At 66.8% G+C, this 14,441-nt stretch carries 17 protein-coding genes; 9 read left to right on the top strand and 8 right to left on the bottom strand.

The features are described from left to right. Positions 1-14: 14 nt before the first annotated feature. Positions 15-281 carry a hypothetical protein gene (locus DSM104443_RS18905; protein WP_171095048.1) on the top strand — a complete coding sequence of 89 codons (267 nt, stop codon included), beginning with the start codon at positions 15-17 and terminating at the stop codon, positions 279-281. A gap of 12 nt (positions 282-293) precedes the next feature. Here the strand turns inward: DSM104443_RS18905 and pyk are convergent, their stop codons facing one another. The 7 genes from pyk to tkt form a co-directional block, all read right to left on the bottom strand. After that, the gene (gene pyk / locus DSM104443_RS18900; RefSeq protein WP_171095046.1) at positions 294-1,730 is read right to left on the bottom strand and encodes a pyruvate kinase; all 1,437 of its coding nucleotides are present in this window, start codon (positions 1,728-1,730) and stop codon (positions 294-296) included. After that, complete coding sequence (locus tag DSM104443_RS18895) at positions 1,727-2,908, bottom strand: phosphoglycerate kinase (RefSeq protein ID WP_171095044.1); 1,182 nt, start codon at positions 2,906-2,908, stop codon at positions 1,727-1,729. The genes pyk and DSM104443_RS18895 overlap by 4 nt, the downstream gene beginning before the upstream one ends. Continuing rightward, positions 2,905-3,144 (bottom strand): DUF6356 family protein, encoded by a 240-nt coding sequence (locus tag DSM104443_RS18890; protein WP_171088675.1) that lies wholly within the window; start codon positions 3,142-3,144, stop codon positions 2,905-2,907. Before DSM104443_RS18890 ends, DSM104443_RS18895 begins: the two co-directional genes overlap by 4 nt. Continuing rightward, a complete protein-coding gene (locus DSM104443_RS18885; protein WP_171095042.1) occupies positions 3,145-3,921 on the bottom strand; it encodes a class I SAM-dependent methyltransferase in 777 nt (258 codons plus the stop codon). Next, positions 3,903-4,916: a type I glyceraldehyde-3-phosphate dehydrogenase gene (gene gap / locus DSM104443_RS18880; RefSeq protein WP_171095041.1), complete on the bottom strand. Its 1,014-nt coding sequence runs from the start codon at positions 4,914-4,916 to the stop codon at positions 3,903-3,905. The genes DSM104443_RS18885 and gap overlap by 19 nt, the downstream gene beginning before the upstream one ends. Positions 4,917-5,190: 274 nt before the next feature. Continuing rightward, the gene (locus tag DSM104443_RS18875) at positions 5,191-5,739 is read right to left on the bottom strand and encodes a GNAT family N-acetyltransferase (RefSeq protein ID WP_171095039.1); all 549 of its coding nucleotides are present in this window, start codon (positions 5,737-5,739) and stop codon (positions 5,191-5,193) included. After that, a complete protein-coding gene (gene tkt / locus DSM104443_RS18870; protein WP_171095036.1) occupies positions 5,732-7,741 on the bottom strand; it encodes a transketolase in 2,010 nt (669 codons plus the stop codon). Before tkt ends, DSM104443_RS18875 begins: the two co-directional genes overlap by 8 nt. 266 nt (positions 7,742-8,007) lie before the next feature. On the opposite strand from tkt, the gene speD reads away from it, so the two are divergent. The 8 genes from speD to DSM104443_RS18830 are packed head-to-tail and all read left to right on the top strand — an operon-like array spanning position 8,008 to position 13,615. Beyond that, on the top strand, positions 8,008-8,418 hold the full coding sequence (gene speD / locus DSM104443_RS18865) for an adenosylmethionine decarboxylase (RefSeq protein WP_171095034.1): 411 nt from the start codon (positions 8,008-8,010) through the stop codon (positions 8,416-8,418). 40 nt (positions 8,419-8,458) lie between these two features. Beyond that, positions 8,459-9,304, top strand: a complete 846-nt coding sequence (speE, locus tag DSM104443_RS18860; protein WP_171095031.1) for a polyamine aminopropyltransferase — start codon at positions 8,459-8,461, stop codon at positions 9,302-9,304. An 11-nt stretch (positions 9,305-9,315) separates the two neighbouring features. After that, positions 9,316-9,696, top strand: a complete 381-nt coding sequence (locus tag DSM104443_RS18855; protein WP_171095029.1) for a hypothetical protein — start codon at positions 9,316-9,318, stop codon at positions 9,694-9,696. After that, positions 9,697-10,821: a glutathionylspermidine synthase family protein gene (locus DSM104443_RS18850; RefSeq protein ID WP_171095027.1), complete on the top strand. Its 1,125-nt coding sequence runs from the start codon at positions 9,697-9,699 to the stop codon at positions 10,819-10,821. A 31-nt stretch (positions 10,822-10,852) separates the two neighbouring features. Continuing rightward, positions 10,853-11,263 carry a DUF350 domain-containing protein gene (locus tag DSM104443_RS18845; protein WP_171095024.1) on the top strand — a complete coding sequence of 137 codons (411 nt, stop codon included), beginning with the start codon at positions 10,853-10,855 and terminating at the stop codon, positions 11,261-11,263. A 19-nt stretch (positions 11,264-11,282) separates the two neighbouring features. Continuing rightward, the gene (locus DSM104443_RS18840) at positions 11,283-12,014 is read left to right on the top strand and encodes a 16S rRNA (uracil(1498)-N(3))-methyltransferase (protein ID WP_171095022.1); all 732 of its coding nucleotides are present in this window, start codon (positions 11,283-11,285) and stop codon (positions 12,012-12,014) included. Further along, positions 12,015-13,346 (top strand): amino-acid N-acetyltransferase, encoded by a 1,332-nt coding sequence (gene argA / locus DSM104443_RS18835; RefSeq protein ID WP_171095020.1) that lies wholly within the window; start codon positions 12,015-12,017, stop codon positions 13,344-13,346. It begins immediately after the preceding gene. After that, positions 13,346-13,615: an oxidative damage protection protein gene (locus DSM104443_RS18830; RefSeq protein ID WP_171095018.1), complete on the top strand. Its 270-nt coding sequence runs from the start codon at positions 13,346-13,348 to the stop codon at positions 13,613-13,615. The genes argA and DSM104443_RS18830 overlap by 1 nt, the downstream gene beginning before the upstream one ends. A 133-nt stretch (positions 13,616-13,748) precedes the next feature. Here the strand turns inward: DSM104443_RS18830 and rpiA are convergent, their stop codons facing one another. Continuing rightward, positions 13,749-14,411: a ribose-5-phosphate isomerase RpiA gene (gene rpiA, locus DSM104443_RS18825; protein ID WP_171095016.1), complete on the bottom strand. Its 663-nt coding sequence runs from the start codon at positions 14,409-14,411 to the stop codon at positions 13,749-13,751. Between the last annotated feature and the right edge of the window lie 30 nt (positions 14,412-14,441).

Genomic DNA, 14,441 nt, shown 5'->3' with positions numbered 1-14,441 from the left:
TCTCCGGAGACCGCATGAGAATTTCCGCATACGCCTTGCTCGCCATCGCATTTCCGCTCGCTGCCTCGGCGGAAACCAGGCAGCCCACCGAAGCCCAGTGCCGCCAGCTGGTCGGCCAGATGGTCCAGACGATGAGGACCACGCCGCCACCGGCGCAGCGCGACAAGGATGCCGACGCGCTGCTGGCGAGGGTGGAGAAGACCGTGCAGGAAAATCGCGCCGCCAGGAAGAGCGAGTGCGATTCCTGGGCCTACATCGTCAATGCGGTGACGAAGAACTGAGGACGGCGGGGACTACGCGGGCTTGCGGTGGTCCCCGACCCGCACGATCTTCATCGTGTTGGTGCCGCCCGACTTGCCGATCGGCTCCCCGATGGTGAGCACGATCAGGTCGCCGTCGTTCACGACGCCGCTCTCCACGAGGACCTTCTCCGCTTCGGCGAGCAGCTCCTCGCGGTCATGGCCGACGTACTTGACCATGAGCGGGTAGGTGTCGCGGAAGAGCGTGGTGCGGTAGCGCGTGGAGGTCTGCGAGGTGAGGGCGTAGATCGGCACGCCGCAGTTCAAGCGGCTCATCCACAGGGCGGTGGAGCCGGACTCGGTGAGCGACGCGATGGCCTTCACCTTGAGGTGGAAGGCGGTGAAGAGCGCCGCCATCGCGATCGACTGGTCCACGCGCGAGAACACGCGGTTCAGGAAATCGCTCTCGAGCGTGACCGGGTGGCTCTTCTCGGCTTCGACGCAGACGCGGCTCATCGCCTCGATCGCCTCGACCGGATACTGGCCCGACGCGGACTCCGCCGACAGCATCACGGCGTCGGTGCCGTCCAGCACCGCGTTGGCGACATCCGAGACCTCGGCGCGCGTGGGCACCGGGCTCGAGATCATCGATTCCATCATCTGCGTGGCGGTGATGGTGAGCTTGTTCATCTCGCGCGCGAGCCGGATCATGCGCTTCTGCAGCGCGGGCACGGATGCATCGCCCACTTCGACCGCGAGGTCGCCGCGCGCGACCATGATGCCGTCGCACGCCTTCATGATGTCCTCCAGCGCCGGGATGGCCTCCGCGCGCTCGATCTTGGCGATCAGGAACGACTCGCCGCCCGCGGCGCGCATCAGCTCCTTCGCCATGTACATGTCGGCGCCGCTCTTCGGGAACGACACCGCGAGGTAGTCGGCCTTCATCTTCACCGCGGTGCTGATATCGGTGATGTCCTTGGGCGTAAGGGCCGGCGCCGTGAGGCCGCCGCCCTGGCGGTTGATGCCCTTGTTGTTCGAGAGCGTGCCGCCGTGGCGCGTAACCGTGTGGATGGCCGTACCGCGCACGTTGGCGACATCCAGCACGATCTTGCCGTCGTCCAGCAGCAGGACGTCGCCGGCGCGCACGTCGCGCGGGAGGTCCTTGTAGTCGAGGCCCACGCCCGCCTGGTCGCCCAGCTGCTCGAGCGAGGCGTCGAGGATGAACTTGTCGCCGGTGCGGAGCAGGATCTTTCCGTCCTTGAACTTGCCGACGCGGATCTTCGGCCCCTGCAGGTCGGCCATGATGCCGACGGCGCGGCCCACCTTGCGGCAGGTCTCGCGCACGAGCTCGGCGCGCTTGAGATGGTCCTCCGCCGTGCCGTGCGAGAAGTTGAGGCGCACGACGTCCACGCCCGCGAGGAACATGCGCTCGAGCGTGGACTGATCGCTCGAGGAGGGACCGAGTGTTGCGACGATCTTGGTGCTTCTCACGCGCGCGACCTTTCTTCGAGGATTGCAACGGCCGGGAGCGTCTTGCCCTCGAGGAATTCGAGGAATGCCCCGCCGCCCGTGGAGATGTAGCCGATCTTGTCCGTGACGCCGTACTTCGCGATGGCGGCGAGCGTGTCGCCGCCGCCCGCGATGGAGAAACCTTTCGAGGCGGCGATCGCTTCGGCGAGCGCCTTCGTGCCGTTGCCGAACGCGTCGAACTCGAACACGCCGACCGGGCCGTTCCAGACGATGGTGCCGGCATCGGCGAGGTTGCCGCCGTAGCGCTTCGCGGTCTCGGGGCCGATGTCGAGAATCAGGTCGTCTTCGTCGACGTCCTTCACGCCCTTCACCGTTGCCGGCGAATCCGCCGCGAAGGCCTTGGCGACGACGACGTCGACGGGCAGCGGAACCTGCGCTCCGCGCGCCTGCATCATCACCATGATCTCCTTCGCCTCCGGGGCGAGCGCGGGCTCGCAAAGCGACTTGCCGATCGGCAGACCCGCCGCGAGCATGAACGTGTTGGCGATGCCGCCACCGGTGATGAGCTGGTCGACCTTCTGCGACAGGCTCTTCAGGATCGTGAGCTTGGTCGAGACCTTGGAGCCCGCGACGATCGCGACCAGCGGGCGCCTCGGCTTCGCGAGCGCCTTGCCGAGCGCGTCCAGCTCGGCCGAGAGCAGCGGGCCGGCCGCGGCGACCTTCGCGAACTTCGCGATGCCGTGCGTCGTGGCCTCGGCGCGGTGCGCGGTGCCGAAGGCATCGTTCACGTAGATGTCGCAGAGGGCCGCCATCTTCTTCGCGAGGCCTTCGTCGTCCTTCTTCTCGCCTTTGTTGAAGCGGCAGTTCTCGAGCAGCACGACCTCGCCCGGCTTCACGTCCACGCCGTCGATCCAGTCGCGCTTGAGCGCCACGGGCTTGCCGAGGAGCTCGCCCAGCCGCTTCGCGACCGGGGCCAGCGAATCCGCCTCGGAGAACTGGCCCTCGGTGGGACGGCCCAGGTGCGAGGTGACCATCACCGCCGCGCCTTTCTCGAGCGCGAGCTTGATTGCGGGCACCGAAGCGCGGATGCGCGTGTCGTCGGTGATGCTGCCGTCATCGCCCTGCGGCACGTTGAGGTCGGAGCGGATGAAGACACGCTTGCCGGCCAGGTCGAGGTCGCTCATCCGCTTCACGTTCATGCTTGTCTCGTATCTTCGTTCGCGGTGCGTCCGCGGTTGCGCGAGGCCCGCAGCGTCTCGCCGAGCTCGTCGGTGATGCGGCTCGCGGTGGTGCGGAAAAGGAAAGGGAAGAGCCCGTGCGCCAGCGCGGCGATGCCGCCCAGCGTCATCTTGGCGCCGTAGCGCATCGCGAACACGGCGTGCTCGGCGTAGGTTTCGCCGACGTCGTTCGGATGCGCGGTGAACGGGTTGCGCATCTACGCGACGTGCGCCGCGAACATCACGCGCTTCTGGCCCACGAGCTGCTCGTAGCCGTCGGCGGGCGGGATGAGGCGCTCGACGCGCTCGAAGCCCACTCGCTTCAGCAGCCACGCGAGCGCTTCGATGCTGGGGGCGAGGCAGATGCCGTGGATGCCCGCCTCGTTGGCGTGCGTCTCCTCGGTCTCGTCGATGATGCCGAAGGCGCCGACCATGTGGCGCTGGAAGGTATGCGCGCCCCAGTCCACGACGCCCGACATGTGCGGCACGACCTGCGTCTCGATGATCAGGGTCTTGCGCGTCACGGAGCGCGCCAGGCGCAGCACCCGCACCGGGTTCTCCAGGTGGTAGAGGAGGCCCAGCATGAGCGTCACGTCGTACAGGCCGATGTCGGCGGCTTTCGCATCCTCGAGATCCGCCTTCAGCGTGCGGAAGCCGCGGACGCCCAGCGCCTGCGACACGAGCTGCGCGTCGGCGAGGTGCTCGTCGCGGCCGTCGACGCCCACGATCTCCTTGAAGCGGCGCTTCGCGAGCTGCATCGAGAACCAGCCCTGGTGGCAGGCGAGGTCCACGGCCGTGAGGGCCGAGCAATCGGTGCCCACGGCTGCGTCCAGCGCCTGGTTCATCAGCTGGGCGCGCGTCGCGTGGATCTTCTCCACGCCCGCGGGCAGGTAGCTCTTCGTGCGCGTGCCGTCCGGGAGCTCGAACTCGTAGAACCAGGTCCGGCTGCGGACGCGCTCGAGGAGCTCCTTCGAGCTCACTTCGCGGCCATCCACGCCGTCGTCACGTCCAGCATGCGGTTGGAGAAGCCCCACTCGTTGTCGTACCAGCTGCACGCCTTCACCAGGCGGCCCGACACGCGCGTGAGCGTCGCGTCGAAGATGGACGACAGCGGGTTGTGGTTGAAGTCGATGGAGACGAGCGGCGCCGTGTTGTAGCCCAGCACGCCCTTCCACTCCGGCTTGCCCGAGGCTTCCTTCATGACGGCGTTCACTTCGTCCACCGTCGTGTCGCGCGCGGCGATGAACGAGAGGTCCACGAACGAGACGTTGATCGTCGGCACGCGCATCGAGAAGCCGTCCAGCTTGCCGTTCAGCTCCGGAAGCACCAGGCCCACCGCGGCGGCGGCGCCGGTCTTGGTCGGGATCTGCGACATCGTGGCCGAACGGGCGCGGCGAAGGTCCTCGTGGAAGACGTCCGTCAGCACCTGGTCGTTCGTGTACGCGTGGATCGTGGTCATGAGGCCGGTGGTGACGCCGATCTTCTCGTGCAGCGGCTTCACCAGCGGCGCCAGGCAGTTCGTCGTGCACGAGGCGTTGGAGATCACCTGGTGCGAGGCCTTCAGCACGCTGTGATTGACGCCGTAGACGACGGTCGCATCGACGTCCTTGCCGCCCGGGGCCGAGATGATCACTTTCTTGGCGCCGCCCTTCAGGTGCGCGGAAGCCTTCTCCTTCGAGGTGAAGAAGCCGGTGCATTCGTACACCACGTCCACGCCGAGCGTGCCCCAGGGGAGCTGCGACGGATCGCGCTGCGCGAAGACCTTGATGCGGTCGCCGTTGACGACCATCGAATCGCCGTCCACCGTGACCTCGCCGGGGAACTTGCCGTGCGCCGTGTCGTAGCGCGTGAGGTGCGCGTTGGTCTCCACCGGGCCCAGGTCGTTGATGGCGACGATCTGGATGTCGTGCTTCTTGCCGCCTTCGTAGTGCGCGCGAAGGATGTTGCGGCCGATGCGGCCATAGCCGTTGATGGCGACCTTGATGGGCATTTCTGGGGCTCCGGAGGGATGTGACGCGGGGAAACCGATATTTTACTAGGCGGGACGCTTTCGAGGAAACCAGACCAGTTGTTAGAACATGGTAGAGGCACATTCCTGCTCCCGGTCTTCTCGCTGCGCTTTACTCGCAGATGTACCCCTTGGACAGAAGAAAGGCGCCCGCAGGCGCCTTTAGGGTGAGGCTTGGAACCGCAGATGGCCGCCGATAAAACCTTTGTGAGTCGAAGCGTCGAACATCTGCGTGTAGAGCGCAGCGAGAAACGAACTAGTCAGCCCCGATCAATCCCGTGAGGTCGTGCCACGCATAGGCGACCTCGCCGAACGGATGCCCGCCCAACTGCTCGGTCTTCTCGGCGATCGCCTGGCCGCCGAGCGCTTCGTAGAACAGGCGCGCGCGATTGGCCTTGAGGACCCACAGGTAGAAGCCGAAAAGGCCCAGGCGCACGAAGTGGCGGGCACTCTCCCGCACCAGCTCGCGCCCGATGCCGCGGCGTTGATGGTCCTGGAGCACGTAGAGCGCGTAGATCTCCGCTTCCAGCCCCTCGAGCCCGGCGCGCGCGACGCCGCAGAAGGAGAAGCCGACGATGCCGGCGCCGGGAACCTCGGCGACGATCGTGGCGGTGGGGCGGTCGGCGTTCTCGAGCCAGCGGCGCCACGTGGCTTCGGACTTGCGCCCGGTCTCGCGCTCGATGACCTCCACCGGAAGCATGCCCGCGTAAGTGGTGCGCCAGCTTTCGCGGTGCACGTGGGCGATGGCCGCGGCGTCGGCGACGCTCGCGGCCCGTACGACGAGCTTCGCGTCGACGCTAGACAACGCCCTGCACGGCCGCCACGAGGTGATCGACGTCCACGCCGAGGTACTTGTAGACGTCCGGCGCCGGGGCCGACTCGCCGAAGCGGTCGACGCCGACGCACGCGCCTTCGAGGCCCACGTACTTGCGCCAGCCGTCGGTGACGCCGGCCTCGATCGACACGCGCGGGATGCCGCGGGGGAGGACGGATTCCTTCCACGACGCGTCCTGCCGGTCGAAGACGTTGGTGCTCGGCATGGAAACCACGCGCACCGGAATGCCCGCTTCCGCGAGCTTCTTCTGCGCCGCCATGGCGATCGAGACTTCGGTGCCCGTGGCGAGGAGGACGGCCTTCGCGGTGCCGACGCTCTCCGAGAGGACGTAGCCGCCGCGGCGGATCGCCTCGATGGCCGCGGAAGAGCGCGCGACGAACGGCGAGTTCTGGCGCGACAGCATCAGGCAGGAGGGGCCGTCGCGGCGCTCGACGGAATCGATCCACGCTTGCGCGGTCTCGACCGTGTCGCAGGGGCGCCAGACCGTCATGCCGGGGATGAGGCGCAGGCTCGCGGTGTGCTCGACCGCCTGGTGCGTCGGGCCGTCCTCGCCCAGGCCGATGGAGTCGTGCGTGAAGACGAAGACGTTGCGCAGCTTCATCAGCGACGCCATGCGCAGCGCGTTCCTCGAGTAGTCGGAGAACGTGAGGAACGTTCCCGAGTACGGCAGGAAGCCGCCGTGCAGCGCGAGGCCGTTGCCGATCGCGGCCATGCCGAACTCGCGCACGCCGAAGTAGACGTAGTTGCCGGGCTTGTCGGCCGTGACCGCCTTCGTGCCCGACCAGTTGGTGAGGTTGGAGCCCGTGAGGTCCGCGCTGCCGCCCAGCGCTTCGGGCAATACCGGGGCCAGCGCCTCGATCGCAAGCTGCGAGGCTTTGCGCGTGGCGACGGTTTCCGCCTTCTCGTTCGCCTTCGCGAGGAGTGCCGTGGTCGCGGACTTCCACGCGCCCGGGAGCTCGCCCGCCATGCGGCGGCGGTACTCGCGCGCGGCCTCGGGGAACGCAGCTTCGTACGCGGAGAGCTTCGCGTTCCATTCGCCTTCCAGCGCGGCGCCTCGCGTGCGTTGGTCCCACGCGGCGCGCACCGTGTCCGGAATCTCGAAGGGCGCGTGCTTCCAGCCGATCGCGTCGCGCGTGGCAGCGACTTCCTTGTCGCCCAACGCGGCGCCGTGGACGCCGTCGGTGCCCTGCTTGTTGGGCGAGCCCTTGCCGATCACCGTCTTCGCGCAGATGAGCGTGGGCTTGTCGGATTGCGCGAGCGCCTCGGCGATCGCGCCTTCCACGGCTTTCGCGTCGTGGCCGTCCACGTTCGGAATCACGTTCCAGCCGTACGCGGCGAAGCGCATCGGCGTGTTGTCCGTGAACCAGCCTTGCACCTTGCCGTCGATGGAGATGCCGTTGTCGTCGTAGATGGCGACGAGCTTGCCGAGCCCCAGCGTGCCCGCGAGCGAGCACACCTCGTGCGAGATGCCTTCCATCAGGCAGCCGTCGCCGAGGAACACCCAGGTGCGGTGATCGACCAGCGCGTGCCCCGGCTTGTTGAACTCCGCCGCGAGGAGCTTCTCCGCGAGCGCCATGCCCACCGCGTTGGCGAGCCCCTGGCCGAGCGGGCCGGTGGTCGTCTCGACGCCCGGCGTGATGCCCACTTCCGGGTGGCCCGGCGTCTTCGAATGCAACTGCCGGAAGTGGCGGATGTCTTCCATGGAGAGGTCGTAGCCCGTGAGATGCAGCAGGGCGTACTGGAGCATCGAGCCGTGGCCGTTGGAGAGCACGAAGCGGTCGCGGTCGGGCCACGCGGGATTCGCGGGGTTGTGCCGCAGGAAGCGGCGCCAGAGCACCTCGGAGATCTCGGCCATGCCCATCGGCATGCCGGGATGCCCGGAATTGGCTTTCTGGACGGCATCCATCGCGAGCGCGCGGATGGCGTTCACGAGGTCGGAATGGGAGGCGGCGAGGGCGGGCGAATCAGGCATGAGATGGGGTTTCGGTTGTAGCGTGGCGGGATGCGAAGCCAGCGAAAAAACTTGTGCAACGCAGGAAATATGCCATTATACTTTCGGACTTTTTTCGCGCGATATTTTTCGCTTGGGTAAACCTCTGCAGGAAGGATTTCACCCACCGCCCTGGGCCTGAGGGCGATCCCGCTCTCCACTGGAGAAACGCGGGACGCCCGGCCACGGTTGATGAGGTGATGTCCCTACCCCCGCAGAACTTACTTGAATCAAGGAGGGGTATCGAAGTGAAGGGACTGCACATCATCGCCGACCTGTACGGCTGCCGGAACAGCGAAATGCTCACCTCGTCACCGAAGCTGCGCGAACTCTGCGTGGCCGCGTGCAAGACGGTGGGGCTCACGGTCCTCGGGGACCACTTCTACCAATTCGACGGGCTGGATGCCACTCAGGATGGGGGCACTACTGGGACTGTCGTGTTCGCGGAATCGCACCTGGCGATCCATACCTGGCCTGAACGCAGCGGCGCGACGCTCGATGTGTACGTCTGCAACGTCACTTGCGACAACAGCGGCAAGGCGGAAAGCCTCTACGAGCAGCTCGTCGCCGCGCTGAAGCCGGCCGACGTGATGATCGAGCGCGTGTGGCGAGGCCGGGACCTTCCGGTCAAGAAGAAGCGCCTGGCGGCCGTCAAGTAAACGCCCGAAGGCCCCGCACCCGCGGGGCTTTCTCCATCCGATGACCGAAAAGATCTACGAGCGCCTGAACGACGCGTCCGGCGTGTACTTCGAGGGCACGCTGGTCGAGCGCCGGCAGACGCCGTTCCAACTGCTCGAGGTGTACGAGACGCCGGAGCTCGGCCGCATCTTCCGTTTGGACGGCTTCAACATGACGTCCGAGCGCGACGAGTTCTTCTACCACGAGGCGCTCGTGCACCCGGCCGCGGCCGCCCATCCGGCGCCGAAGCGAGCGCTCGTGATCGGCGGCGGCGACGGCGGTTCGTCGGAAGAGCTGCTGAAGCACTCGACGATGGAGCAGGTGCACATGGCCGAGCTGGACCCGGACGTGATCGCGATCTCGAAGGCGCAGTTCGCCAAGGTGCACAACCACGTCTTCGACAATCCGAAGCTCAAGGTCACGGTGGGCGACGGCCTCGCCTACCTGCGCGAGACGGCGGCCCGCTACGACATCGTCGGCATGGACCTCACCGATCCCGTGGGCCCATCGATGGAGCTCTATTCGCCGGCCACCTTCGCGCTCGCCAAGCGGGCGATGGCGCCCGGAGCCGCGCTCACGCTGCACCTGGGCTCGCCGTTCTCCCACCCGGATCGCGTGCGCGCTACGATGGCGAACCTCCGCCAGGTCTTCGCGCGCGTGACGCCTTACTTCGTGCACATCCCGCTCTACGGTTCGATCTGGGGCTTCGCCATCGCCTCCGACGCGCTGGATCCGAAAGCCGTGACGCCGGAAGAGATCGATGTTCGCCTCGGGAAGCGAGACGTGCGCGACCTGCAGTACTACAACGGTGAAATCCATCGCGCGGTGTTCGCGTTGCCGAACTACGTGCGCAAGCTGGTCTCCTGAGGGAGGCGTCGATGCTGAAGAAGCTCCGCAAGTCTTCGGGAACGGTCACGCTGGTGCTGATCGGCGTGGCGGCCCTGGCCGGCTGCAGCGACGACCGGCGCGACGTCTACGCCTCGAAGGAAGACTGCCTCGCCGACTGGGGCAACAAGGCCGAGGACTGCACGCCCGCCACCGATGCGAAGAACGCGAACCGCGGCTTCTACTACGGCCCGCTCTATGCGGCCGGCGGTTTCCTCGCGGGCAACTCCTGGGGCAGCAACCGCAGCTTCGCGGGCTCGCGCTCCATCGGCTCCACGTCCACGCAGTCCACGAGCAGCGGCACGACGTCGTCATCGTCGCGCGGAGGCTTCGGTTCGACCGGGCGCTCCTCGTCCTCCTCGTCGGGAGGCTGATTGAAGCGCCACGAGATCGCGCCGCGCCCGGGCTGGGAACAGAAGGTCGAAGCGCTCGGGTTCCACTTCCACACCCTCGACGGCGTGTACTGGGACGAGCGCGCGTACTACGAATTCACGGCCGATGAGGTCGACACGCTCGAGGAAGCGACCGCGGAGCTGCACCAGCGTTGCCTCGAGGCCGTCGGCCGCGTGATCGCGAAAGGCGACTACTCGCGCTTCCGCATTCCCGATCCCTTCCATGCGTTGATCCGCTCGTCGTGGGAAGAGGAAGAGCCCTCGCTCTTCGGCCGCTTCGATCTCTCCTGGGACGGCAACGGCGCGCCGAAGCTCCTCGAATACAACGCGGACACGCCCACGGCGCTCCTCGAGGCCTCCGTCGTGCAGTGGTACTGGCTGAAGGATGTCTTCCCGGATCGCGACCAGTTCAACTCGCTGCACGAGAAGCTGGTCGAGCGCTGGAAGGAGATCGGCCACAAGGTCCCCGGCGATCGCGTCGTGCATTTCGCCGCGCTCGCCGACAACGACGAGGACCAGGGCAACCTCGATTACCTCAGGGACACCGCCATCCAGGCCGGCCTCGACGCGCGGGCGATCGACATGGCCGCCCTCGGCTGGAACGGCAAGCGCTTCACCGACCTCGACGAGCGCGCCATCGCCGTGCTCTTCAAGCTCTATCCGTGGGAATGGCTGGTGCGCGAGGAGTTCGGCACGCACCTGCTCGGCCGCCACACGCTCGTGATCGAGCCCGCGTGGAAGATGCTGCTGTCCAACAAGGCGATCCTGCCGGTGCTCTGGGAGATGTTCCCGGGACATCCGAACCTGCTCGAGGCGAGCTTCGAGCCCGGACGCTTCGCCACCGATTTCGTGAAGAAGCCGATCTACTCGCGCGAGGGCGCGAACGTGGCCATCACCGCGGGCGGCAGCACGCTCGAGGCGCCCGGCGAGTACGGATCCGAAGGCTTCATCTGGCAGGCTTACCACGAACTGCCGCGCTTCGGCGCCCACTACACCGTGATCGGCTCGTGGATTGTCGGGTCGGAGAGCGCCGGCATCGGCATCCGCGAGGACACCTCGCCCATCACGCGCAATTCCAGCCGTTTCGTGCCCCACTGCTTCACCTGACCGACGAACCGAAGAAAAAGGGAGAACCGCCATGCGCCACGTGCTGGATTCATTCGCCGGCTTCGACAACTTCCTCGTGTACCTGGCGGTCTCGCTGGTGCTGCTGAGGGCGTTCGTCGCGATCTACATCCGCGTGACACCTCATCCCGAGTTCACGCTGATCCGCGAGGGCAACATCGCCGCGGCCTTCAGCCTGTCGGGGGCCATCCTGGGCTTCGTGATCCCGCTGGGCGCCGCCGTCCGCTACAGCGTGAACCTCGTGGACATGGCGATCTGGGGCGTGATCGCGCTCGTGGTGCAGATCGCGGCGTTCATGGTGATCCGCCTGCTGGTACCCACCGTGTGCGACGACATCACCAAGGGCAACTCGGCCCAGGGCTTCTTCCTCGGCTCGACCGCGCTCGGCGTGGGCATCCTCAACGCTTCCTGCATGAGCTTCTAGGACCCACCAGAACCGATCGATGGGCCAGCCCCGCATCTTCGTCGACGTCCGCCTCGGTCCCGGAGCGCAGTTCTCGCTCGATCCGGACGCGGCGCAGCACGTCGGCAAGGCGCTGCGGCTGAAGACGGGCGACACGATCACGGTCTTCGACGGGCGTGGCGGTGAGTACGACGCCATCCTCACGCGCATGGACAAGGAGCACGTCGACGTGAAGACGGCCGCCTTCCGCGACGTCGAGCGCGAGTCGCCCGTGGACGTGGGCCTCGTGCAGGGCCTGCCCGAAGCCGACAAGATGGACCTCATCATCCAGAAGTCGGTGGAGCTGGGCGTGGCGTGGATCCAGCCCATCGTGTGCGACCGCAGTGTCGTGCGTCTCTCCGCCGAGCGCGCCGCCCGCCGTGAATCGCACTGGCGCCGCGTGGCGGTGGCGGCGTGCGAGCAGAGCGGGCGCAACCGCGTTCCCGAAGTGCGGCCCACGCTCGGCTTCCTGGCCTGGATCGCGCTGCCGTCCGAGGCCACGCGCCTGATGCTCTCGCCGTTGGCCGAGCCGCTCGCGTCGCGTTCGGCGCCCACCGGGCCGATGGAGCTGCTGATCGGCCCCGAGGGCGGGCTCTCCGATCGCGAGCGCGACCTCGCGCAGTCCCGCGGCTTCGAATCCGCCGGGCTCGGCCCGCGCGTGCTGCGCACCGAGACGGCGCCGCTCGCGGCGCTTTCCGTCATCAATGCCCTCTGGGGCGATCTCTCGAGCTAAATGGCTACCAAGACAAAACCCGCGCTGAAGACCGAAGCCTTCGTGAAGTGGTTCCGCGCGGCCACGCCGTACATCCACCAGTTCGGCGGCGGCACGTTCGTGATCGCCTTCGGCGGCGAGGTGCTGGCCGACGGGGAGTTCGCCCAGCTCACCCACGACATCAACGTGCTCGTGAGCCTCGAGATCCGCGTGGTGCTGGTGCACGGCACGCGCCCGCAGATCGAGGAGCAGATGCGCCAGCACGGCGTCGAGCCGCGCTACGTCGGCAATCGCCGCGTCACCGACGACCGCGCGCTCGCCTGCGTGAAGGAAGCCAACGGCATCGTGCGCGTCGAGATGGAAGCGCAGATGTCGGTCGAGCTCGCCAACTCGCCGATGTGGGGCGCCGACATCCGCGTGTCGTCCGGCAACTTCGTCACGGCCAAGCCCGTTGGCGTGGTGAACGGCGTGGATTTCCAGCACACCGGCGAAGTGCGCAAGATCGACGCCGAGGGCATCCGCCGGCGGCTGGACGACCACGAGGTGGTGCTGATCTCGCCACTGGGCTTCTCGCCCACGGGCAACATCTTCAACTGCACCCTCGAGGACGTGGCCACGCAGACCGCCATCGCGCTGAAGGCCGACAAGCTGATCTTCCTCACCGAGACCATGGGTGCCCCCGACGCGAAGGGCCGCCTCATCCCCGAGCTCACGGTGCCGGAAGCGAAGCGCCTGCAGGAAGCCAACAGCCTTCCCGAGGACATCCGGATCTATCTGCCGTGCACGATCAAGGCCTGCGAGAACGGCGTGAAGCGCTCGCACATGGTCTCGCGCCACACCGATGGAGCCCTGCTGATCGAGCTCTTCACCAGCCATGGCATCGGGACGATGGTGATTCCGGAATCGCCCGAGCGCATCCGCGGCGCCACGCTGGAAGACGTGCCCGGCATCCTGCAGATCGTGGAGCCGCTCGAGCAGCAGGGCGTGCTCGTGAAGCGCGAGCGAGCCCAGCTCGAGAACGAGATCGGCAACTTCTTCGTGCTCGAAGCCGACGGGAACATCCTCGGCTCCGCGGCGCTCTATCCCTTCCCCGAGGAAAAGACGGCGGAGCTGGCGGCGGTCGCGGTCAACCCGTTCTATCGGGACGGCGGCCGTGGCGAGCGGCTGCTGGCGCACGCCGAGTCGCAGGCACGGTCCAAGGGGCTGAAGAGCCTTTTCGTGCTCTCGGCGCGTACCTCGCACTGGTTCCTCGAGCGCGGCTTCGTCGAAGCCGACCTCGCCAAGCTGCCGGAGAGGAAGCAGTCCCTCTACAATTACGACCGGCGTTCGAAGATCTTCGTGAAGGATTTGTGATGGCCAGAATGATTCAGTGCGTGAAGCTCAAGAAGGAGGCCGAGGGCCTCGATTTCCCGCCGTACCCGGGCGAGCTGGGCAAGGAGATCTACGAGAAGATCTCGAAGGAAGCCTGGAAGGGCTGGACCGAGCACCAGAAGATGCTGGTGAACGAGAACCGTCTTTCGGGGGCGGACCCCAAGGCGCGGGAGTACCTGCGGGAGCAGATGAAGCGCTACCTCTTCGGCGAGGGCGCGGACGTCGCTTCCGGCTACGTCCCTAAGGCCTGAATTAAGGCGAAGGGCGTCCTCCGCAGATAAACACCGATAAACGCAGATAAGGTCAAAAGCTTGCAGGGCGAAAACCCCTCAAGTTTTTTCATCGGCGTTTATCTGTGTTTATCTGCGGAGGACGCCTTTCGCCTTAGGCTTTTGAGGTCTTCACCCCGTCAGGGGTCCCGAGCAGCAGGACGTCGGCGGGGCGGCGAGCGAAGATCCCGTTGGTGACGACCCCCGTGATCTGGTTCAGGTCTGTCTCGAGCTTCACGGGATCCGTGATCGAAAGCCCGTGCACGTCGAGGATCACGTTCCCGTTGTCCGTCTTCACGCCGATCCGGTACTCGGGCTGGCCGCCCGTGAGGGTCACGATCTCGCGCGCGACGTAGCTGCGTGCCATCGGGATCACCTCCACCGGCAGCGGGAATTTCCCCAGCACGTCCACGAGCTTCGAGCCGTCCGCGATGCAGACGAACTGCCGGCTCGCGGCCGCGACGATCTTCTCGCGCGTGAGCGCGGCACCGCCGCCCTTGATCATGCGCAGGCCCCGGTCGACTTCGTCCGCGCCGTCGATGTAGACGTCGCACGTCGTCGCGTCGTTCAGCTCCAGCACCTCGATCTTCGCGGCGCGCAGCCGCTGGCTGCTGGCCTCGGAGGAGGAGACCGCGCCCTTCAGCTGGATGCGGCTCGCGGCCAGCGCCTCGATGAAGAAGTTCACCGTCGATCCGGTGCCCACGCCCAGCATCATTCCGTCGCGGACGTACTTGAGCGCCGCTTCGCCGACCTGCTTCTTGAGTGCGTTCTGGTCCATGGGCGGAGGATAACCCACTGGTATCCTTGC

Source organism: Usitatibacter rugosus (assembly GCF_013003965.1).
GTDB classification, from domain to species: Bacteria; Pseudomonadota; Gammaproteobacteria; order Burkholderiales; family Usitatibacteraceae; genus Usitatibacter; species Usitatibacter rugosus.
The sequence above is the reverse complement of the archived record's forward strand: the minus strand, read 5'-3'. Positions and strand labels throughout refer to the sequence as shown.